This is a genomic window from Pseudomonas sp. GM74, assembly GCF_000282455.1.
Lineage (GTDB): Bacteria > Pseudomonadota > Gammaproteobacteria > Pseudomonadales > Pseudomonadaceae > Aquipseudomonas.
Map to the genome: position 1 here is coordinate 23,290 of NZ_AKJG01000005.1, position 21,555 is coordinate 44,844.

At 60.6% G+C, this 21,555-nt stretch carries 22 protein-coding genes; 11 read left to right on the top strand and 11 right to left on the bottom strand.

All coding sequences use genetic code 11. The features are described 5' to 3' along the window. Positions 1-14 precede the first annotated feature (14 nt). The 3 genes from hisG to hisC all read left to right on the top strand — a co-directional run bounded on the left by hisG (position 15) and on the right by hisC (position 3,168). Positions 15-650, top strand: coding sequence for an ATP phosphoribosyltransferase (hisG, locus tag PMI34_RS24725; RefSeq protein WP_008018703.1), 636 nt, complete (start codon positions 15-17; stop codon positions 648-650). A gap of 125 nt (positions 651-775) precedes the next feature. Beyond that, positions 776-2,113 carry a histidinol dehydrogenase gene (gene hisD / locus PMI34_RS24720; RefSeq protein WP_008046190.1) on the top strand — a complete coding sequence of 446 codons (1,338 nt, stop codon included), beginning with the start codon at positions 776-778 and terminating at the stop codon, positions 2,111-2,113. 2 nt (positions 2,114-2,115) lie between these two features. Beyond that, the gene (gene hisC / locus PMI34_RS24715; RefSeq protein ID WP_008046192.1) at positions 2,116-3,168 is read left to right on the top strand and encodes a histidinol-phosphate transaminase; all 1,053 of its coding nucleotides are present in this window, start codon (positions 2,116-2,118) and stop codon (positions 3,166-3,168) included. 119 nt (positions 3,169-3,287) lie between these two features. Here the strand turns inward: hisC and algW are convergent, their stop codons facing one another. Next, a complete protein-coding gene (gene algW, locus PMI34_RS24710; RefSeq protein WP_008046196.1) occupies positions 3,288-4,448 on the bottom strand; it encodes a Do family serine endopeptidase AlgW in 1,161 nt (386 codons plus the stop codon). A 103-nt stretch (positions 4,449-4,551) separates the two neighbouring features. Between algW and PMI34_RS24705 the strand changes: the two genes are divergently transcribed. The 4 genes from PMI34_RS24705 to cysN all read left to right on the top strand — a co-directional run bounded on the left by PMI34_RS24705 (position 4,552) and on the right by cysN (position 8,879). After that, entirely contained in the window at positions 4,552-5,310 is a 759-nt protein-coding gene (locus PMI34_RS24705) for a Nif3-like dinuclear metal center hexameric protein (protein ID WP_008046198.1), read from the top strand. A gap of 253 nt (positions 5,311-5,563) precedes the next feature. Next, positions 5,564-6,481, top strand: coding sequence for a sulfate adenylyltransferase subunit CysD (cysD, locus tag PMI34_RS24700; protein ID WP_008046199.1), 918 nt, complete (start codon positions 5,564-5,566; stop codon positions 6,479-6,481). A 104-nt stretch (positions 6,482-6,585) separates the two neighbouring features. Then, positions 6,586-6,927, top strand: a complete 342-nt coding sequence (locus tag PMI34_RS0127000; protein ID WP_032829340.1) for a four helix bundle protein — start codon at positions 6,586-6,588, stop codon at positions 6,925-6,927. 53 nt (positions 6,928-6,980) lie between these two features. Continuing rightward, positions 6,981-8,879, top strand: a complete 1,899-nt coding sequence (gene cysN / locus PMI34_RS24695) for a sulfate adenylyltransferase subunit CysN (RefSeq protein ID WP_008046200.1) — start codon at positions 6,981-6,983, stop codon at positions 8,877-8,879. 173 nt (positions 8,880-9,052) lie between these two features. Here the strand turns inward: cysN and PMI34_RS24690 are convergent, their stop codons facing one another. The 3 genes from PMI34_RS24690 to PMI34_RS0127005 form a co-directional block, all read right to left on the bottom strand. After that, on the bottom strand, positions 9,053-9,958 hold the full coding sequence (locus PMI34_RS24690) for an acyltransferase (RefSeq protein ID WP_008046201.1): 906 nt from the start codon (positions 9,956-9,958) through the stop codon (positions 9,053-9,055). Next, the gene (pta, locus tag PMI34_RS24685) at positions 9,959-12,058 is read right to left on the bottom strand and encodes a phosphate acetyltransferase (protein WP_008046202.1); all 2,100 of its coding nucleotides are present in this window, start codon (positions 12,056-12,058) and stop codon (positions 9,959-9,961) included. Between the two features lie 61 nt (positions 12,059-12,119). Continuing rightward, positions 12,120-12,446, bottom strand: coding sequence for a DUF3565 domain-containing protein (locus tag PMI34_RS0127005; protein WP_032829342.1), 327 nt, complete (start codon positions 12,444-12,446; stop codon positions 12,120-12,122). Here PMI34_RS0127005 and PMI34_RS24680 point away from each other — a divergent pair. From PMI34_RS24680 to PMI34_RS24670, 3 genes are all read left to right on the top strand, one after another. Next, positions 12,415-12,900 (top strand): FKBP-type peptidyl-prolyl cis-trans isomerase, encoded by a 486-nt coding sequence (locus PMI34_RS24680; RefSeq protein WP_008046204.1) that lies wholly within the window; start codon positions 12,415-12,417, stop codon positions 12,898-12,900. The genes PMI34_RS0127005 and PMI34_RS24680 overlap by 32 nt on opposite strands. 122 nt (positions 12,901-13,022) lie before the next feature. After that, the gene (locus PMI34_RS24675) at positions 13,023-13,505 is read left to right on the top strand and encodes a glutathione peroxidase (protein ID WP_008046206.1); all 483 of its coding nucleotides are present in this window, start codon (positions 13,023-13,025) and stop codon (positions 13,503-13,505) included. A gap of 218 nt (positions 13,506-13,723) precedes the next feature. Beyond that, positions 13,724-14,827: an NADH:flavin oxidoreductase gene (locus tag PMI34_RS24670; protein WP_008046207.1), complete on the top strand. Its 1,104-nt coding sequence runs from the start codon at positions 13,724-13,726 to the stop codon at positions 14,825-14,827. 119 nt (positions 14,828-14,946) lie between these two features. Here PMI34_RS24670 and PMI34_RS24665 read toward each other — a convergent pair whose 3' ends face one another. Together PMI34_RS24665 and cysZ are read right to left on the bottom strand one after the other, a co-directional pair. Beyond that, on the bottom strand, positions 14,947-16,146 hold the full coding sequence (locus PMI34_RS24665) for a glycosyltransferase family 4 protein (protein WP_008046210.1): 1,200 nt from the start codon (positions 16,144-16,146) through the stop codon (positions 14,947-14,949). Between the two features lie 36 nt (positions 16,147-16,182). Next, positions 16,183-16,935, bottom strand: a complete 753-nt coding sequence (cysZ, locus tag PMI34_RS24660; protein WP_008046211.1) for a sulfate transporter CysZ — start codon at positions 16,933-16,935, stop codon at positions 16,183-16,185. 315 nt (positions 16,936-17,250) lie between these two features. Between cysZ and trxB the strand changes: the two genes are divergently transcribed. Beyond that, entirely contained in the window at positions 17,251-18,207 is a 957-nt protein-coding gene (gene trxB / locus PMI34_RS24655) for a thioredoxin-disulfide reductase (protein WP_007970300.1), read from the top strand. A 179-nt stretch (positions 18,208-18,386) separates the two neighbouring features. Here trxB and PMI34_RS24650 read toward each other — a convergent pair whose 3' ends face one another. From PMI34_RS24650 to folE, 5 genes are all read right to left on the bottom strand, one after another. Beyond that, the gene (locus tag PMI34_RS24650; protein WP_008046213.1) at positions 18,387-19,637 is read right to left on the bottom strand and encodes a 2-aminoadipate transaminase; all 1,251 of its coding nucleotides are present in this window, start codon (positions 19,635-19,637) and stop codon (positions 18,387-18,389) included. A gap of 247 nt (positions 19,638-19,884) precedes the next feature. Further along, a complete protein-coding gene (locus tag PMI34_RS24645) occupies positions 19,885-20,223 on the bottom strand; it encodes a HopJ type III effector protein (RefSeq protein WP_008046216.1) in 339 nt (112 codons plus the stop codon). Next, positions 20,216-20,512, bottom strand: a complete 297-nt coding sequence (locus PMI34_RS24640; RefSeq protein WP_008046218.1) for a DUF1244 domain-containing protein — start codon at positions 20,510-20,512, stop codon at positions 20,216-20,218. Before PMI34_RS24640 ends, PMI34_RS24645 begins: the two co-directional genes overlap by 8 nt. 98 nt (positions 20,513-20,610) lie before the next feature. Beyond that, positions 20,611-20,982: a dihydroneopterin triphosphate 2'-epimerase gene (folX, locus tag PMI34_RS24635; protein WP_008046220.1), complete on the bottom strand. Its 372-nt coding sequence runs from the start codon at positions 20,980-20,982 to the stop codon at positions 20,611-20,613. Positions 20,983-20,984: 2 nt separating this feature from the next. Further along, on the bottom strand, positions 20,985-21,545 hold the full coding sequence (gene folE, locus PMI34_RS24630) for a GTP cyclohydrolase I FolE (protein WP_008046221.1): 561 nt from the start codon (positions 21,543-21,545) through the stop codon (positions 20,985-20,987). Positions 21,546-21,555 lie beyond the last annotated feature (10 nt).

A 21,555-nucleotide genomic window follows, 5' to 3' on the forward strand; every position in this document is an offset into this window, starting at 1 on the left:
GACTGACGTTTCCCATGTTGACCATCGCACTGTCCAAGGGCCGCATCCTTGACGACACCCTGCCGCTTCTGGCTGAAGCGGGCATCGTGCCGACCGAGAATCCGGACAAGAGCCGCAAGCTGATCATTCCCACGACCCAGGAAGATGTACGCCTGCTGATCGTGCGTGCCACCGACGTGCCGACTTACGTCGAGCATGGTGCCGCCGACCTCGGTGTCGCCGGTAAAGATGTGCTGATGGAATATGGCGGCCAGGGTCTGTACGAGCCTCTGGACCTGCAAATTGCCCAGTGCAAGTTGATGACGGCCGGCAAGGTCGGTGCGGTCGAGCCCAAGGGCCGTCTGCGCATCGCCACCAAGTTCGTCAACGTTGCCAAGCGTTATTACGCTGAACAGGGTCGGCAGGTCGACATCATCAAGCTGTACGGCTCGATGGAACTGGCACCGCTGATCGGCCTTGCCGACAAGATCATCGACGTGGTCGACACCGGTAACACGCTGCGGGCCAACGGCCTGGAGCCACAGGATTTCATTGCTGCCATCAGCTCCCGGCTGATCGTCAACAAAGCTTCGATGAAGATGCAGCACGCCCGTATCCAGGCGTTGATCGACACCCTGCGCAAGGCAGTGGAGTCTCGACACCGCGGCTGATTCACCCGCGCGACGTTAAGTCGCGCCCGTCTATCCGCCTCATAGCCAGAATTCTCAGGTGCCCAAGCGGATCGAATGTTAGCTTCGGGCGCCTGAGTTTTTGCCAATTCTATGAGGCTCTCGCTATGACCGCACCGACTGCAATTCGCCGACTCAACGCTGCTGACCCGGATTTCGCACATCATCTGGATCATCTGCTGAGCTGGGAAAGTGTGTCTGACGACTCGGTCAATCAGCGGGTGCTGGACATCATCAAGGCCGTGCGTGAGCGTGGCGACGCAGCCCTGGTGGACTTTACCCGCCAGTTCGACGGCCTGGACGTGAAGTCCATGGCCGACCTGATCCTGCCGCGCGAGCGTCTGGAACTGGCGCTGACCCGCATCTCCGTGCCTCAGCGCGAAGCCCTGGAAGTCGCCGCGGCCCGTGTGCGCAGCTACCACGAAAAACAGAAGCAGGACTCCTGGAGCTACACCGAGGCTGACGGCACCGTACTGGGCCAGAAAGTCACGCCGCTGGACCGCGCCGGTCTGTATGTACCGGGCGGCAAGGCGTCGTACCCGTCGTCGGTGTTGATGAACGCGATTCCGGCCAAGGTTGCCGGCGTGACCGAAGTGGTCATGGTGGTGCCAACCCCGCGCGGTGAGATCAACGAACTGGTGCTGGCCGCTGCCTGCATCGCCGGTGTCGACCGGGTGTTCACCATCGGTGGCGCTCAAGCCGTTGCCGCATTGGCTTACGGCACCGAAAGCGTGCCGAAGGTCGATAAAGTGGTCGGCCCGGGCAACATCTATGTCGCCACCGCCAAGCGCCACGTGTTTGGCCAGGTCGGTATCGACATGATCGCCGGTCCTTCGGAAATCCTCGTAGTGTGCGACGGCCAGACCGATCCGGACTGGATCGCCATGGACCTGTTCTCCCAGGCCGAGCACGACGAAGACGCTCAGGCGATTCTGGTCAGTCCCGACGCCGAGTTCCTCGACAAGGTCGCCGCCAGCATCGCCAAGCTGATGCCGACCATGGAGCGCGCCGCGATCATCGAAACCTCGATCAATGGCCGTGGTGCATTGATCAAGGTTCGCGACATGGAGCAAGCCATCGAAGTGGCCAACCGCATCGCGCCCGAGCACCTCGAATTGTCCGTTGCCGATCCACAGGCCTGGCTGCCGCAGATCCGCCACGCCGGCGCGATCTTCATGGGCCGTCACACGTCCGAAGCCCTGGGCGACTACTGCGCAGGTCCCAACCACGTGTTGCCGACCTCCGGCACTGCGCGCTTCTCTTCGCCGCTGGGCGTGTACGACTTCCAGAAACGCTCGTCGATCATTTTCTGCTCCGAGCAGGGCGCTTCCGAGTTGGGCAAGACCGCTTCCGTGCTGGCCCGTGGCGAGTCGCTGACCGCCCACGCCCGTAGCGCCGAATACCGCATCAGCGACGAAGACTTTCCACAAGGGCAGGGGAACTGAACATGAGTAAATTCTGGAGCCCGTTCGTCAAGAATCTGGTGCCTTACGTGCCGGGCGAACAGCCGAAACTGGCGAAACTGGTGAAACTCAACACCAACGAAAACCCGTACGGTCCATCGCCGAAAGCCTTGGCTGCGATGCAAACCGAGCTCAATGACAACCTGCGCCTGTACCCGGACCCCAATAGCGATCTGCTGAAGAACGCAGTCGCCAATTACTATGGCGTGCAGAGCAACCAGGTGTTCCTCGGCAACGGTTCCGATGAAGTGCTGGCGCACATCTTCCACGGTTTGCTGCAGCACGATCAGCCGCTGCTGTTCCCGGACATCAGCTACAGCTTCTACCCGGTCTACTGCGGGCTGTACGGCATCAAGTTCGACGCGGTGCCGCTGGACGAGCAGTTCCAGATCAACCCGGCGGACTACGCCAGGCCGAACGGCGGGATCATCTTCCCCAACCCGAACGCACCGACCGGCTGCCTGTTGACGCTGGAGGCGGTGGAGCAGATTCTCAAGGCCAGCCCGGATTCGGTGGTGGTGGTCGACGAGGCCTACATCGACTTCGGCGGCGAGACGGCAATCACCCTGGTGGACCGCTATCGGAACCTGCTGGTGACCCAGACCCTGTCCAAGTCCCGTTCCCTGGCCGGGCTACGGGTGGGTCTGGCGGTCGGTCATCCGGACCTGATCGAGGCACTGGAACGGATCAAGAACAGCTTCAACTCCTATCCGCTGGATCGCATGGCGAATGTCGGCGCTGCCGCCGCATTCGAAGATCGCGAGTACTTCGACAAGACCTGCCGTTTGGTGATCGAGCACCGTGAGTGGGTGATTGCGCAGCTGGAAGGGAAGGGCTTTGAAGTGCTGCCATCGGCGGCGAATTTCATTTTCGCCCGTCACCCCCGGCACGATGCGGCGGGGCTTGCGGCGAAGTTGCGTGAGCAAGGCGTGATTGTCCGGCACTTCAAGCAGGAACGGATTGCCCAGTTCCTGCGGATATCCATCGGCACGCCAGAGCAGAATCAGGCGCTGATCGACGGCCTGGGCGACCTCTAAACCACCAAACCTGTGGGAGCGAGCTTGCTCGCAATGGCGGCCTGACAGTCAACAATGATGTTGAATGTTATGGCCTCATCGCGAGCAAGCTCGCTCCCACAGGTTTTTGGGTTGCCCGCTTACTCTTCTTCCTTATCCTTGACCGGTGCCGGCGGTGGACGCAGGCCGACTTCCGCCATCAGCTTGAGCTCCTTGCCGTTGCGCATTACCTCGATCGCGACCTTGTCGGTCGGCTTGATCCGCGCCACTTGATTCATCGAGCGACGGCCATCTCCGGCCGGTTCGCCATCGATGGAAAGAATCACATCACCCAGCTGCAGGCCGGCTTTCTGTGCCGGACCATCGCGGAAAATCCCCGCCACGACAATGCCTGGACGTCCGGACAAGCCGAACGACTCGGCCAGTTCCTGGGTCAGCGGCTGCACTTCGATACCCAGCCAGCCACGAATCACCTGGCCGTGCTCGATGATCGACTTCATCACTTCCATCGCCAACTTCACCGGGATTGCGAAACCAATGCCCTGGGAGCCCCCGGACTTGGAAAAGATCGCCGTGTTGATGCCGGTCAGGTTGCCGATGGCATCCACCAGCGCACCGCCCGAGTTGCCGGGGTTGATCGCCGCATCGGTCTGGATGAAGTCTTCGTAGTTGTTCAGGCCCAGTTGGTTGCGCCCGGTGGCGCTGATGATGCCCATGGTCACGGTCTGGCCGACGCCGAACGGGTTGCCGATGGCCAGCGCGACATCGCCGATGCGGATGTTGTCGGAACGCCCCACGGTGATCGCCGGCAGGTTTTTCAGGTCGATCTTCAGAACAGCGAGATCAGTCTCCGGATCGCTGCCGATCACCCGCGCCAGGGTTTCCCGGCCGTCCTTGAGTGCCACCACGATCTGGTCGGCGCCGCTGGTCACGTGGTTGTTGGTCAGGATGTAGCCTTCCGGGCTCATGATCACGCCGGAACCGAGGCTCGACTCCATGCGTTTCTGCTTGGGCGAGTTATCGCCGAAGAAACGACGGAACTGCGGATCTTCGAACAACGGATGGTTGGGTTTGTTGATGACTTTGGTGGTGTACAGGTTCACCACCGACGGTGCCGCGGTGGATACCGCTTCGGCATAAGACACCGGGCCCTGCTGCATGCTGGTGGTTTGCGGCGCTTGTTGCAGATTGACATCGAGGCTCGGGAGCCCGACCCACTGCGGGTAACGCTGGATTATCAAAAGAGCGACAAGCACGCCGGCCAACAGCGGCCAGCCGGAAAAACGCAGCGCCTTGAGCATTAAGCAGTTCCTGAGAGAGTTGCAGGCGGTATGAGACCGCTCATAATGACGCGCATTATACGAGGCCGCACGCGCCTCTGAACGGGATATTTAGGAGTCTTTTATGGCCGTCGCCCTGAGCACCCTGGTCGAAGAAGCCGACCGCTACCTCAACAGCGCCAAAATCGCCGATTACTGCCCCAACGGCTTGCAGGTCGAGGGGCGGCCGCAAGTGATGCGCATTGTCAGTGGCGTCACTGCCAGCCAGGCCTTGCTCGATGCGGCCGTGGAGGCCAATGCCGACCTGGTGCTGGTGCATCATGGCTACTTCTGGAAAGGCGAGAACCCGTGCATCACCGGCATGAAACAGCGCCGCCTGAAGACCCTGCTCAAGCACGATATCAGCCTGTTGTCCTATCACCTGCCGCTGGACCTGCACCCGGACGTCGGCAATAACGTGCAGCTCGCGCGTCAGCTCGACATCACCGTCGAAGGTCCGCTGGACCCGGACAACCTGAAGATTGTCGGCCTGGTCGGCTCGCTGAATGAGCCGATGATGCCCCGGGATTTCGCCCGTCGCGTCCAGGAAGTGATGGGCCGTGAGCCGCTGTTGATCGAAGGCAGCGCCATGATCCGCCGCGTCGGCTGGTGCACCGGTGGTGGCCAGGGTTACATCGATCAGGCCATTCTGGCGGGCGTCGATCTGTACCTCAGCGGCGAGGCTTCCGAGCAAACCTTCCACAGCGCCCGGGAAAACGACATCAGCTTCATCGCCGCCGGTCACCATGCCACCGAGCGCTACGGCGTTCAGGCGCTGGGGGACTATCTGGCCCGTCGGTTTGCGCTGGAGCACATCTTCATCGATTGCCCGAATCCGATCTGAGGTACGCCATTGATCCAAATGTGGGAGCGGGCTTGCTCGCGAATGCGGTGAATCAGTCAGCATTCACGTTGAATGATACGCCGCCTTCGCGAGCAAGCCCGCTCCCACAGGGTTCTGCTGTGCCCAAACGGGCAGGCATATTCATATGCTCTTTCGATCTAGTTTGCGTCCTGATTAGAAGTTGTCGCTGTGCTAGGATCCCCGCTCGAACACGGCCCGCTGGCCGTTCATAAGAAAGTTTTCGTGAGTAGCCATGGTCGACAAACTGACGCATCTGAAACAGCTGGAGGCGGAAAGCATCCACATTATCCGCGAGGTGGCCGCCGAGTTCGACAACCCGGTGATGCTGTACTCCATCGGTAAAGACTCCGCCGTGATGCTGCATCTGGCACGCAAGGCGTTCTTCCCGGGCAAGCTGCCGTTTCCGGTGATGCACGTCGACACTCGCTGGAAATTCAAGGAGATGTACAGCTTCCGCGACAAGATGGTCGCCGAGCTGGGTCTCGACCTGATCACCCACGTCAACCCGGACGGCGTGGCGCAGGACATCAACCCGTTCACCCACGGCAGCGCCAAGCACACCGACATCATGAAGACCGAGGGCCTCAAGCAGGCACTCGACAAGTATGGTTTCGACGCAGCATTCGGCGGCGCCCGTCGCGATGAAGAGAAATCCCGCGCCAAGGAGCGTGTGTACTCGTTCCGCGACAGCAAGCACCGCTGGGACCCGAAGAACCAGCGTCCCGAGTTGTGGAACGTCTATAACGGCAAGGTCAACAAGGGCGAATCGATCCGCGTCTTCCCGCTGTCGAACTGGACCGAGCTGGACATCTGGCAGTACATCTACCTTGAAGGCATCCCGATCGTCCCGCTGTACTTCGCCGCTGAACGTGAAGTCATCGAGAAGAACGGCACGCTGATCATGATTGACGACGAGCGCATCCTCGAGCACCTGAGCGATGAAGACAAAGCGCGCATCGTCAAAAAGAAAGTGCGTTTCCGTACCCTTGGTTGCTACCCGTTGACGGGCGCGGTGGAGTCCGAGGCCGAAAGCCTGACGGACATCATTCAGGAAATGCTCCTGACGCGAACTTCCGAGCGCCAGGGCCGTGTCATCGACCACGATGGCGCAGGCTCGATGGAAGACAAAAAACGTCAAGGATACTTTTAAGCTTCGAGTTACAAGCGGCAAGCTGCAAGTTAAAGGCGGTATGCGTAACTTTGCGGTCTGGCGCTTGCGGCCGGTTGCTGCGAGCCGGAATCGGATGACTCGTAATGGATTTCGAGAAACTGGTTGTTTGGCAGCGAAGCAAATGTTTGGCGGTGGGGATTTATAGAGAGTTTGCGCAATGCGGGGATTTTGGATTCAAGGATCAAATTACCCGCTCTGCACTTTCAGTGCCTTCCAATATTGCTGAAGGCATGGAGCGTCGGAGTTCCAGAGAAAAGGTTCACTTTCTCTGGATCGCGAAGGCTTCTTGTGGAGAGTTGCGAACCCAAGTCCTGATAGGCCGAGATATCGCTTACATCGCAGATCCGCTGGCTGAAAATTGGATTATGGAAACCCGAGAGCTTTCTCGAATGCTGGGCGGGTTGATCAACAAAATTTCTGACTAGCTGTACGCCGACAAGCTTGCCGCTTGAAGCTTACAGCTCGGAGCTTGAATGCAATGAGCCACGTATCTGAATTGATCAGCGAGGACATCCTCGCCTACCTGGGCCAGCACGAACGTAAAGAGCTGCTGCGCTTTCTGACCTGCGGTAACGTCGACGACGGCAAGAGCACCCTGATCGGGCGCCTGCTGCACGACTCCAAGATGATCTACGAAGATCACCTGGAAGCCATTACCCGCGACTCGAAAAAAGTCGGCACCACCGGCGAAGACATCGACCTGGCATTGCTGGTCGACGGCCTGCAGGCCGAGCGTGAGCAAGGCATCACCATCGATGTCGCGTACCGCTATTTCTCCACCGCCAAGCGCAAATTCATCATTGCCGACACCCCTGGCCATGAGCAGTACACCCGCAACATGGCCACCGGTGCCTCCACCTGTGACCTGGCGATCATCCTGGTCGACGCCCGTTACGGCGTGCAGACCCAGACCCGTCGCCACAGCTTCATCGCCTCGCTGCTGGGCATCAAGCACATCGTCGTGGCCATCAACAAGATGGACCTCAAGGGCTTCGATCAGGGCGTGTTCGAGTCGATCAAGGCCGACTACCTGCAGTTCGCCGAAGGCTTGAAGCTCAAGCCCACCAGCATGCACTTCGTGCCGATGTCGGCGTTGAAGGGCGACAACGTGGTGAACAAATCCGAGCGTTCGCCGTGGTACACCGGCCAGTCGCTGATGGAAATTCTCGAGACCGTGGAAGTGGCGGGCGATCGCAACTTCACCGACCTGCGTTTCCCGGTGCAGTACGTCAACCGTCCGAACCTGAACTTCCGTGGCTTCGCCGGTACGCTGGCCAGTGGCATCGTCAAGAAAGGCGACGAAGTCGTGGTGCTGCCGTCGGGCAAGAGCAGCCGCGTGAAGTCCATCGTCACCTTCGAAGGTGAACTGGAACACGCAGGCCCGGGTCAGGCAGTTACGCTGACCATGGAAGACGAAATCGATATCTCCCGTGGCGATCTGTTGGTTCACGCCGACAACGTGCCGCCGGTGACTGACAGCTTCGAAGCGATGCTGGTGTGGATGGCTGAAGAGCCGATGCTGCCGGGCAAGAAGTACGACATCAAACGCGCCACCAGTTACGTGCCGGGCTCTATCGCCAGCATCGTCAACAAGGTCGACGTGAACACCCTGGAAGAAGGTCCGGCCAGCGCGTTGCAGCTCAACGAAATCGGCAAGGTCAAGATCGCGCTCGATGCGCCGATTGCCCTCGACGGTTACGACAGCAACCGCACCACCGGCGCCTTCATCATCATCGATCGCTTGACCAACGGCACCGTTGGCGCAGGAATGATCGTTGCCCAGCCGTTGGCCCATGGCACCAGCACGCACCACGGCAAACTGGCCCACGTCGCCACCGAAGAACGCGCACAGCGCTTTGGCCAGCAACCGGCCACCGTGCTGTTCAGCGGCTTGTCGGGCGCGGGCAAAAGCACCCTGGCGTATGCGGTTGAACGCAAGTTGTTCGACATGGGCCGTGCGGTGTTCGTACTCGATGGCCAGAACCTGCGTCACGACCTGAACAAAGGTCTGCCACAGGATCGCGCCGGTCGTACCGAGAACTGGCGCCGTGCCGCACACGTTGCGCGTCAGTTCAACGAAGCGGGTCTGCTGACCCTGGCGGCGTTCGTTGCCCCGAATGCAGAAGGTCGTGAACAGGCCCGGGAACTGATCGGCAAGGAACGTCTGCTGACGGTCTACGTCCAGGCTTCGCCGACGGTTTGCGCCGAGCGTGATCCGCAAGGTTTGTACGCGGCGGCCGGGGATAACATCCCGGGCGAGTCCTTCCCGTACGACGTGCCGCTGGATGCCGATCTGGTGATCGACACCCAGTCCGTGTCGCTGGAAGAAAGCGTCAAGCAAGTGCTGGGTCTGCTGCGTGAGCGTGGTGCGATTTAAGACTTAGCCGCAAAATGAAAAACCCGCCGATGAGTGATCATCGGCGGGTTTTTTTATTTGAGATCGACTCGATCAAATGTGGGAGCGGGCTTGCTCGCGAATGCAGTGTGTCATTCAACATTGGTGTTGACTGATCCACCGCTTTCGCGAGCAAGCCCGCTCCCACAGGGGGATCAGTGTTTGTCTGGATATTCGCGGTGCATCTGTTCCAGCAACGCATCCTTGTCCTGCCACAACTGGTTGATCCAGCCCTGGAACTGCAGGCGGTATTCGCCGTCCTGGTCGTAATTCTTGCCGATGAATTGCGGCGGAATCCTCAGCTCTTCAAAGTGCACCACCACGTCCGCGACGTTCCCACACAGTAAATCCCAGAAGCCCGGGCGCCCGGCGGGGTAGTGGATGGTCACGTTGACGATCGACTCCAGCTGCTCGCCCATCGCATCCAGCACAAAGGCAATGCCGCCGGCCTTGGGCTTGAGCAGGTACTTGAAGGGTGACTGCTGCTGGGCATGCTTGCCCTCGGTGAAGCGCGTGCCTTCGACGAAGTTGAAAATGCCCACCGGGTTGTCGCGGAATTTCGCACAGGTCTTGCGGGTGGTTTCCAGGTCCTTGCCTTTCTTCTCCGGGTGCTTCTCCAGATAGGCCTTGGAGTAACGCTTCATGAACGGAAAGCCGAGCGCCCACCAGGCCAGGCCGATCACCGGGACCCAGATCAGCTCCTGCTTGAGAAAGAATTTCAGCGGCTGAATACGCTGGTTGAGTACGTATTGCAGCACCAGGATGTCGACCCAGCTCTGGTGGTTGCTGGTGATCAGGTACGAGTGCTGATAGTCGAGGCCTTGCAGGCCGCTGATGTGCCAGCGCGTGGGGCGCACCAGGTTCATCCAGCCTTTGTTGAGGCTGATCCAGGCTTCGTGGGTATGGCTCATCAGCCAGCCCGCGAGGCGCTGGGTGAGGGCGAATGGCAGTACCTTGACGAGCGCCACGCAGAACAGGAACGAGCAGAGCAATATCGTGTTCAGTGCCAACAGCAGCGAGGCGATCACGCCCCGCAACGGGGCGGGTAGGAAGTCCAGCATTTACACATCCATAGGTCGGTTGGCGGCTTGAATCGCGGTCAGGGCGATGGTGTAGACGATGTCATCGACCTGCGCGCCGCGGGGCAAATCGTTCACCGGTTTGCGCAAGCCTTGCAGCATCGGCCCGAGGCTGACGCAGTCTGCGCTGCGCTGCACGGCTTTGTGGGTGGTGTTGCCGGTGTTGAGGTCGGGGAACACGTACACCGTGGCACGACCGGCCACCTGACTGTTCGGCGCCAGTTGCCGGGCCACGTTTTCGTTGGCGGCGGCGTCGTACTGCAAGGGGCCGTCGATCAGCAGCGAGTGCTGTTGTTCGTGGGCCAGCAAGGTCGCCTCGCGGACCTTCTCGACTTCTTCGCCGCTGGCCGACTCGCCGCTGGAGTAGCTGATCATCGCCACCCGTGGCGTGATGCCGAAGGCGGCGGCCGAATCAGCGCTTTGCAGGGCGATCTCGGCCAGTTCGCTGGCACTCGGGTGCGGGTTCATCACGCAGTCGCCGTAGACCAGCACTTCTTCCGGGAACAGCATGAAGAACACCGACGACACCAGGGTGCAACCGGGTGCGGTTTTGATCAGTTGCAGAGCCGGACGGATGGTGTTGGCGGTGGTGTTGATCACACCCGACACGAGGCCGTCGACTTCATCCAGGGCCAGCATCATGGTGCCGATCACCACGGTGTCTTCCAGTTGTTGCTCGGCCATCGGCGCGTTGAGGCTTTTGCTTTTGCGCAGCGCGACCATGGGCTCGACATAGCGTTCGCGAATCGAGTCCGGATCGATGATTTCCAGTCCCGGTGGCAACTCGATGCCTTGGGCGCGGGCGACGGCCTGCACGTCCTCGGGCTTGGCCAGCAACACACAGCGAGCGATGCCACGGGCCTGGCAGATCGCGGCGGCCTGCACGGTCAGCGGCTCGCTGCCTTCGGGCAGCACGATGCGCTTGTTGGCCGCCTGGGCGCGCTGGATCAATTGATAGCGGAAAACCGCTGGCGACAGGCGCATTTCCCGTGGCGTACCACAGCGCTGGTGCAGCCAGTTGGCATCGAGATGGCCGGCGATGAAATCGGTAATGATTTCGGCGCGCTCGCGGTCATCGATGGGGATTTCCTTATTCAGGCCATTGAGCAGGTTGGCGGTGTCATAGGAACCGGTACTCACCGACAGCACCGGCAACCCGGCCTGCAGAGCGCCGCGACACAGGTCCATGATGCGCGGGTCGGGCAGTGTGTCGCTGGTCAGCAGCAGGCCGGCCAGCGGCACGCCGTTCAAGGCCGCGAGGCTGACGGCGAGGATGATGTCGTCGCGGTCGCCGGGGGTCACCACCAGCACGCCGGGCTTGAGCAGCTCCACTGTGTTGCGCATGGTGCGGGCGCAAATGATGATCTTGGTCATGCGCCGGGTTTCGTAATCACCGGCGTTGAGCACTTGCGCGCCCATCAGGTCGGCGACGTCGCGGGTGCGCGGGGCGTTCAGTTCCGGCTGGAACGGAATGCAGCCGAGCAAGCGGAAATCACCACTGCGCAGCAACGGTGAATGCTCCTTCAGGCGCGTGGCGAAGGCCTCCATGCTTTCCTCGGTCTTGACCTTGTTGAGGATCACGCCGAGGACTTTCGGGTCTTTCGGCCCGCCGAACAGTTGCGCCTGCAGCTCGACGCGACCCGAGAGTTCGGTCAGCACTTCGTTTTCCGGCGCCGAGACCAGGATCACCTCGGCGTCGAGGCTCTTGGCCAGGTGCAGGTTGACCCGCGCGGCATAACTGGCGCTGCGGGTCGGCACCATGCCTTCGACGATCAGCACGTCCTTGCCGATGGCCGCCTGCTGATAAAGGGCGATGATTTCTTCGAGCAGTTCATCGAGCTGACCGTCGCCGAGCATGCGCTCGACATGGGCCAGGCCCAGGGGCTGAGGCGGTTTCAAGCCGTGGGTGCGGGCCACCAGTTCGGTGGAACGTTCCGGGCCCGTGTCGCCCGGATGCGGCTGGGCAATGGGTTTGAAGAAACCGACCTTGAGCCCTGCTCGCTCAAGGGTGCGCACCAGCCCGAGGCTGATGGAGGTCAGACCCACACCAAAATCGGTGGGCGCGATAAAAAAAGTTTGCATGCGGATTCTCTGGAAGGTGCATGGCAATGGTGAAAGCCTATAACTGGCGATCTACCGAAATTCAGTCGCCAAGGTTATCGCTAACCGAGCCTTGTGCGCACCAACCGCAATCAAAGGGCTGGCCTATTTTTTCCTGGCGCTGCGCGGGGTCCATGACCCAGGCGCGGGATTGCCAGGGTGGCTGGTGCCGCAGGTGCTGCGTGTGGCCGCAGGAAAGCTCGGCCACCCAGTGTCCGTCCTCGTCCTGATGGAAGCCGGTGATCGTCGTATCCCGTCTGTCCGGGTTGTGTTCGCTTTCGGACGATGGCTTCGCTAAACTTGGCCTTTCAATCTTCTTATGCAAAAGGTCTCGCCCCATGCTGATCGCCGCCAATAAGGCTGTCTCCATCGACTATACCCTGACCAACGACGCTGGTGAGGTCATCGACAGCTCCGCCGGCGGCGCGCCGCTGGTCTACCTGCAAGGCGCAGGCAACATCATCCCGGGCCTGGAAAAGGCTCTGGAAGGCAAGGCTGTCGGCGAAGAGCTGACCGTTGCCGTTGAACCGGAAGACGCTTACGGCGAATACGCTGCCGAACTGGTCAGCACCCTGAGCCGCAGCATGTTCGAAGGCGTCGACGAGCTGGAAGTGGGCATGCAGTTCCACGCTTCCGCACCGGACGGCCAGATGCAGATCGTAACCATCCGTGATCTGGACGGCGACGAGGTGACCGTTGACGGCAACCACCCGTTGGCCGGCCAGCGCCTGAATTTCCAGGTCAAGATCGTTGCCATCCGTGACGCCAGCCAGGAAGAAATCGCTCATGGCCACGTCCATGGCGAAGGTGGCCATCACCACTGATTTCTGCGCTAAGCTCAGATAACTGGAGAGGCGCCCCGTGGGCGCCTTTTTAGTCTGCGGTCGTCCCTGACGACACCGCCAAGTGGCTGTTTCGAGAAGAACACGGGAATCTGGAGTACGCCATGAGTGCTTTTCACGACCTTAAATTGACAGCCCTGGATGGACAGGAGCTACCTCTGGCGCCTTTCAAAGGCCAAGTCGTACTGGTGGTCAACGTCGCCTCAAAATGCGGCCTGACCCCGCAGTACGCGGCGCTGGAAAACCTCTACCAGCAATACAAGGGCAAAGGCTTCAGTGTGCTGGGCTTGCCGTGCAACCAGTTTGCCGGACAGGAACCGGGGACCGAGCAGGAGATCAAGGATTTCTGCAGCCTCAACTATGGCGTGACCTTTCCGTTGTCCAGCAAGCTGGAAGTCAACGGACATGACCGTCATCAGTTGTACCGCCTGCTGGCGGGCGAGGGCGCGGAATTTCCCGGCGACATCACCTGGAACTTCGAGAAGTTCCTGCTGGGCAAGGACGGCCGTGTACTGGCTCGGTTCTCGCCGCGTACGGCGCCGGATGATCCGACCATCGTTCATGCAATTGAAAAAGCGCTGAGCTGATATCTCCCCCTGTAGGAGCGAGCCTGCTCGCGATGAACCTGAGAACGCCGCGGTGTGTCTGGCTTACGGCGTTATCGTTGACGAACATCGCGAGCAAGCTCGCTCCTACAGTACTCCCTGCCTTTTGACCCTTAATCACGCTGATCAATAATGCTGTTCAATGCGTTGGACTCTCCATATTATCACCGTCATAAAGTCATTCTTCCGTGGAGCGTCCCATGCCCGTCAAAGCCCTGTTCAAACCGTTCCACCTCGGCACCCTCGAACTGCCGACCCGAGTCGTCATGGCGCCGATGACCCGCTCTTTTTCCCCGGGCGGCGTGCCTAATTCCAAAGTGATCGAGTACTACCGTCGTCGCGCCGCTGCGGGCGTCGGCCTGATCATCACCGAAGGCACCACCGTCGGTCACAAGGCTTCCAACGGCTACCCGAACGTTCCGCATTTCTACGGTGAAGCGGCCCTGGCCGGCTGGAAAAAAGTCGTCGAGGCCGTTCACGCTGAAGGCGGCAAGATCGTTCCGCAACTGTGGCACGTGGGCAGCGTGCGCCGTATCGGCACCGAGCCGGACGCCAGCGTGCCGGCTTATGGCCCGTCGGAAAAGTTGAAGGAAGGTCAGGTCGTGGTGCACGGCATGACCAGGCAGGACATCCAGGACGTGATTGCCGCGTTCGCCCAGGCCGCCAAGGATGCCCAGAGCATCGGCATGGACGGCGTGGAAATCCACGGTGCCCACGGTTATCTGGTGGACCAGTTCTTCTGGGAAGGCAGCAATCAGCGTACCGACGAATACGGCGGCAGCCTGGCCAACCGTTCGCGCTTCGCCATTGAATTGATTCAGGCCGTGCGTGCCGCGGTCGGTGAAGGTTTCCCGATCATCTTCCGCTTCTCCCAGTGGAAGCAGCAGGACTACACCGCGCGTCTGGTGCAAACCCCGGAAGCCTTGGGCGAGTTCCTCAAGCCGTTGGCCGACGCGGGCGTGGATATTTTCCACTGCTCGACCCGCCGCTTCTGGGAGCCGGAGTTCGACGGTTGCGAATTGAACCTGGCCGGCTGGACCCGCCAACTCACCGGCAAGCCGACCATCACCGTGGGCAGCGTCGGCCTGGACGGCGAGTTCCTGCAATTCATGGTCAACACCGACAAGGTCGCACAACCGGCCAGCCTGGAAAAACTGCTGGAGCGCCTGAACAACGATGAGTTCGACCTGGTGGCGGTCGGTCGTGCCTTGCTGGTGGATCCGGACTGGGCGCAGAAAGTGCGCGACGGCCGTGAAGGGGACATTCTGCCGTTCAGCCGTGAGGCGTTGATGACGCTGGTTTAAGCGGCGACCGGACTTACGCTTTCGCGAGCAAGCCCGCTCCCACAAGGGATTTGTGTACGACACAGAACCAATGTGGGAGCGGACTTGCTCGCGAAGACTGACTAAAGAGCACTACAAACTCAGGGAACAGTCGGTGCATTCGGCACCACCATCTCCCCGGCACAGGCCCCGCGCAACTGCCCCTCGAATTGCTCGATGATTGTCGCCCAGCCCTGGCGACTGGCATGCTGGCGCGCATTGAGCCGCACATTGCGCAAGGTTTCCCTGTCCTCCAGCAGCCATGCCGCTGCATCGCAGAACGCCTCCTCATCCCCCGGCATCGCCAGCACGCCATTGTAGCCATGACGAATATGCTGGGCGGCGGCCGCCTGGTCGTAGGCCACCACGCCAAGCCCCGAGGCAAGTGCTTCGAGCACCACATTGCCGAAGGTTTCAGTCAGGCTCGGAAACAGAAACACGTCGCCCGACGCGTAGTGACTCGCCAGGGCTTCACCCCGTTGGGTGCCGCAGAAAATCGCCTCAGGCATTTCGTATTCCAGTTCCTGGCGCTGCGGGCCATCGCCGACCACGATCAGTTTCAGCGTGCGCTGGGGATAACTCGCCTTGAGGGTATTGAAGGTGCGCTTGAGCAGGCCAAGGTTTTTTTCCTGGGCCAGGCGGCCGACATGAATGACGGCGATGTCTGCCTCGGCCAGTCCCCATTGCTCGCGCAGGGCGTTCAAGCGTTTGGCCGGGTGAAACAATTCGCTGTCAACCCCCCGGGACAGCAACGCCAGTCGCTCGAAATGACGTCGCTCCAGTTCCAGGCGCTGGCTGACGCTGGGCACCAGGGTCATGGTCGAACGGTTATGGAACCAGCGCAGGTAGTGAGTCAGCAGGCGCGTGAGCAAGCCAAAACCGTACTGGTTGGAGTACTGCTGGAAATTGGTGTGGAAACCGCTGACCACGGAAATCCCCAGTCGCCGTGCCGCGCGCAACGCAGAGAGACCCAGCGGGCCCTCAGTGGCGATGTAGAGCACATCCGGGCGGTGACGCGTCCAGCGCCGCAGCAGTTTGTGCATCGACGACTGACCCCATTGCAGGCCGGGATAGCCCGGCAGCGGCCAGCCGCGGCACAGCAGCAATTCATCGTCGCTGCCCAACTGCTGGTCGCAGCCCTGACGCGGCCGCACCAGTTCCACTTGATGCCCGCGCGCGCGCAAACCGTCGCACAAGCGACCCAGGGTATTGGCCACGCCGTTGATTTCCGGGGGGAAGGTTTCGGTAATCAGGGTGATATGCAGAGCTGTCGTCATGACCCCAGTGTCGACCGGGGCCATGTCGTCAGTGTGACGTCGGGATGATGGATTTATGACTTAGCGCTGGGTCACCAGGTTTTCCGCACCACGTTCACGCACCCAGAACAGCGTCGCTCCGGCCACGGCGGCCGGCATCATCAGGATGTTGACCACCGGGATCAGCAGCACCAGGTACACGCTGCCGCCAAAACTCATGCTCTGCCAGCGCTTCTCGCGCAGCCAGGCGAGCATTTCGTTCCAGCCCAGCTTGTGGTTGTCCGCCGGGTAGTCGATGTACTGGATCGCCATCATCCACACCCCGAACAGCAGCCACAGCGGCGCGGCGATGATGTTCACCACCGGGATGAACGAGAGGATGAACAGCCCGATTGCCCGGGGCAGGAAGTAGCCGAGTTTGCGCATTTCCCGGGCCAGGGTGCGCGGGATCATCGCGATCAGCTCACCCCAGCTGAAGGCCGGGAAGTCATCGGTGCCGCGTACCACCACTTCGACTTTCTCCGCGAGGAAGCCGTTGAACGGCGCGGCAATGACGTTGGCGAGCATGGTGAAGGTGAAGAACACCATCAGCACCACCAGTACCACGAACAGCGGCCAGAGGATGTAGCCGAGAAAACTCAGCCAGTCAGGCAGGGACGGCATCAAGGTGTCGACCCACAGGCTGAATTGATGGCCGGCCAGGTAGATCAATCCGACGAACAGCACCAGGTTGATCGCCAGCGGTAACAGCACAAACAATCGCAGGCTGGGGCTCAGCACCAGCTTGAGGCCTTCGCGCAGGTATTGCGGGCCGGACAGAACGGGGGCGGGCATAAGAGGCTCCGGGCAGAGGGAAATCGCGCCGACCTTACCGGCTTTGCCTCACAGGCGAAAGCGCGATGGTGGTATCGACATTCACTGTAACAAAGACGTCGATATCGTCGGTCAGATGGCATAGAGACCACCTATGAGCTGGATTGTTAAACCGTATTTCCTTAATCTTCGCCCCCTCGATACGCTGCACCCAATCTTTTTACAGGACGGTCGGGTTCAAGCCTTCCCCAAGTGCTTTCAACCGTTCTTTTTTATTCCAGCCGGCAATCCGGCGTTCCGCGCCAGGTATTCCGGGCCGGTCAACAGGAGCAGGTCATGTCTGAAGTCCGTCATTCGCGAGTGATTATTCTCGGTTCCGGCCCTGCCGGTTACAGCGCCGCGGTCTATGCCGCCCGTGCCAACCTCAAGCCACTGCTGATCACCGGCATGCAGGCCGGCGGTCAACTGACCACCACCACCGAAGTCGACAACTGGCCGGGCGACGTCCACGGCCTGACCGGCCCGGCGCTGATGGAGCGGATGCGCGAGCACGCCGAGCGCTTTGAAACCGAGATCGTGTTCGATCACATCAATGCCGTCGACTTCGCTGCCAAGCCGTACACCCTGACCGGTGACAGCGCGACTTACACCTGCGATGCCCTGATCATCGCCACCGGCGCCAGCGCTCGTTACCTGGGCCTGCCGTCCGAAGAAGCGTTCATGGGCAAAGGCGTTTCGGCTTGCGCGACCTGCGACGGTTTCTTCTATCGCAACAAGCCGGTTGCCGTGGTCGGCGGTGGCAACACCGCTGTTGAGGAAGCCCTGTACCTGGCCAACATCGCCAGCAAGGTGACCCTGATCCACCGTCGCGAGACCTTCCGCGCCGAGAAGATCCTGATCGACAAGCTGAACGCCCGTGTTGCCGAAGGCAAGATCGAGCTGAAGCTGAACGCGACCCTGGACGAAGTGCTGGGCGACAACATGGGCGTGACCGGTGCCCGCCTGAAGAACAATGACGGCAGCTTCGACGAAGTGAAAGTCGACGGCGTGTTCATCGCTATCGGCCACACCCCGAACACTTCGCTGTTCGAAGGCCAGCTGACCCTGAAAGACGGTTACCTGGTGGTGCAGGGCGGCCGTGACGGCAACGCCACTGCCACCAACCTCGAAGGTATCTTCGCCGCTGGTGACGTGGCTGACCACGTGTACCGCCAGGCCATCACCTCGGCTGGCGCCGGTTGCATGGCGGCACTGGATGCCGAGCGTTACCTCGACAATCTGCAGAACGCTTGATTCTGCTTTCGTCGAAATGAAAAAACCGGCTTCGGCCGGTTTTTTTGTGCCCGCGATTTACAACCCGATCACATTCCAGTGTGGGAGCGGGCTTGCTCGCGAAGTCGGTGTATCAGTCAATATTGATGCCGGCTGACACTCCCTCTTCGCGAGCAAGCCCGCTCCCACAGGGATTGTGTTCAGGTCAGTCTTGCCAGGCATGCCTCAAGGATGTCCAGCCCTTCCTCCAACACTGACGCCTCGATGGTCAGAGGCGCCAGCAGGCGGACGATATGACGAGATTTGCCACTGGGCATCAGCAGCAAACCCGCGTCCCGCGCCAGGGCCAGCAGTTGGGTCAATTGAGCCGGCGCAGGCGAGCCATCGGCATTGATCAGCTCGATACCGCGCATCGCGCCGACACCGGTCAGGCGGCCCAGGTACGGCGTCAGGTTGTTCGCACGCCAGGTTGCATGGCGGCCGACAATCGCTTCTTCCTGTTGGGTGCCCCAGGCATGCAGGTTGGCATCGGTCATTTCGTCCAGGGTTGCCAGTGCCGCAGCGCAGGCAATGGGATTACCGGAATAGGTGCCACCGAGTCCGCCCTTGGGCAAGTTGTCCAGCAGCGACTTGCGCCCGACCACCGCACCCAGCGGCACGCCGCCGGCGATGCTTTTGCCGAGCAGGATCAGGTCCGGCTCGATGCCCAGCCGCGAGAACGCGAAGCGCTGGCCGGTACGGCCGAAACCGGACTGGATTTCATCGGCGATCAGCACGATGCCTTTCTCGTCGCAGAAGCGGCGCAGCGCCTGGGCGAACTCGACCTCCATGGCCAGGAAGCCCGCTTCGCCCTGCACCGGTTCGACGATAAAGCAGGCGACGTCTTCGACATCAATCTCGACGCTGAACAGGCGTTCCATGGCTTTGAGGGCCTCGGCACAGGTGACGCCGTTGTCCTGGCTGGGGAAGGGCAGGTGAAACACCGGCCCTGGTAGTACACCGACCTTCTGTTTGTAGGGCGCGACTTTGCCATTGAGGTTGAGGGTGGCCAGTGTGCGACCGTGGAAAGCGCCGTCGAAGGCGATGGCTGCGCTGCGGCCGGTGGCGCCACGGACGATCTTCAAGGCGTTCTCCGCCGCTTCCGCGCCACTGTTGGTCAGCATGCCGCTGACCGGGTAACCCACCGGCATGAACGCACTGAGGCGATCCATCAGCTCGAGGTAAGGCTCATGGGGGGCTGCGTTGAACGCATAGTGGGTCAGTCGGGTGGCTTGTTCGCGAATGGCTTCGACGATGCGCGGATGGCAATGGCCGAGGTTCAGCACGCCGATGCCGCCGACAAAGTCGATGTAGCGTTTGCCATCGGTGTCCCAGACCTCGGCATTCTTGCCGTGGCTGAGCGTGACTGGGTGAACGATGTTGATCGACTGGCTGATGGTTTCGCTGCGCATGGAGGACCGGCTCGCAAGAAGGAGGACTTCTTTTTATCTAAGCCGTGAGCGGTGGCAGGGGGCAAACGAAATAAAGTTGCCGGGTCAATCTTAAAAGTCAGGATGTGTTTCTGATCAGTTCCGCGCCGTGAATGCAGAACCTGTAGGAGCGAGCCTGCTCGTGAGGGTGGTGAACGATTACGCGTAAACCGGAGGCCCGGCAGTGCTCTTGGGTTTTTCGCGAGCAGGCTCGCTCCTGCAATTTAAATCAGCGGCGGGTCAGTGGCTGTTGGCTGAATTTCACACCGGCCAGGCCATGGGCAATCAACGCGCGGATGTTGCCGTGATCGCTGCCTTCAGGTGTGGCAACAACCGAACGGTAATGCTCGCCGAAAGCCAGCAGGGCTTCTTCATCGCTCAAGCTTTCGAGCAGCGCCAGGCCCAGGGTCTTGCACGAACCTTCGTTCTGCCCGGCCGCGTTTTCCACGCCACCGTTGTTGAAGGCCTGAGGCTGATAGTCGTAACCGGCGGCGATGAACGCCAGGGTGTCGGCGAAGGCGTGTTCGCCGCTCTTGAGGCTGGCGCGCAGGGTGTTCAAATCACTCATTGGGTTTTCCTTTGGCGAACGCCGCTTGCTGGTCGGCGCTGGCTTCTTGCTGATATTGGGCTTTCCATTCGGCGTACGGCATGCCGTAAACCACTTCGCGGGCCTCGTCGAGGCTGACCTCGATCTGGCGTTCGTCGGCTGCGGCTTTGTACCACTTGGACAGGCAGTTGCGGCAGAAGCCCGAGAGGTTCATCAAGTCGATGTTCTGCACATCCTTGCGGCTGTCCAGGTGGGCCACCAGCCGGCGAAAGGCGGCGGCTTCGAGTTCCAGGCGTTGTTGGTCGTTCATGGGGGGTCTCTGCGAGACAGCTTTGAGCGACAAGCTTCAAGCTGCAAGATGGATTGCGGTGGCCTCTAGCTTACCGCTTGAAGCTTGAAGCTTGAAGCTTAGCGGCTTGCCGCGAGTGTTATCGACACCGACTCGGCGAATCGCAGAGCGTGAGGCTTGTCGACCTCGACCTCTGCGTACAGCACCGATGCGTTGGCCATCACCAGGTCGAGAATTTCCTGGGTCAGGCGTTCGAGCAGCGCAAAGCGGTTGCCTTCCACATGGGCGATGATCGCCTTGGTAATGGTCCGGTAGTTCAACGCGTGATCGATGTCGTTGTCCCGTACGGCTTGCTGGGCTGCGTACAGAATGGTGAGGTTGATCAGCACATCCTGCTTGTTGAGGATTTCATCCTCGTTGATGCCGATGAAGGTACGCAGGCACAGGTCTTTGACCCGGATGCGTGCCATGCCTGGCTGAAGTTGTGGCATTGCTACTTGCTCCGTCCAATCAATTGCAGGAACTCCTGGCGGGTGTTGCTCGACTCGCGGAAGGCGCCGAGCATCACCGAGGTGTTCATGGTCGAATTCTGTTTCTCGACGCCGCGCATCATCATGCACATGTGCTGTGCCTCGATGACCACGGCGACGCCTGCCGCGCCGGTCACCTGTTGCACTGCGTCGGCAATTTGCCGGGTGAGGTTTTCCTGGATCTGCAGGCGCCGGGCGAACATGTCCACCAGTCGCGCGATCTTCGACAGGCCCAGCACCTTGCCGGTTGGAATATAAGCCACATGCGCCTTGCCGATGAAGGGCAGGATGTGGTGTTCGCAAAGCGAGTACAGCTCGATGTTGTCGACGATCACCATTTCATCGTTGTCGGAGGCGAACAGCGCGCCGTTGACGATCTCTTCGACACTTTGCTCATAACCATGGCAAAGGTACTGCATGGCTTTGGCTGCGCGCGTCGGCGTATCGAGCAAACCCTCGCGGTCAGGGTTTTCACCGAGACCGATGAGGATTTCTCGATAATTCTGGGGCAGGGATAACGTCATGGAAAATCCT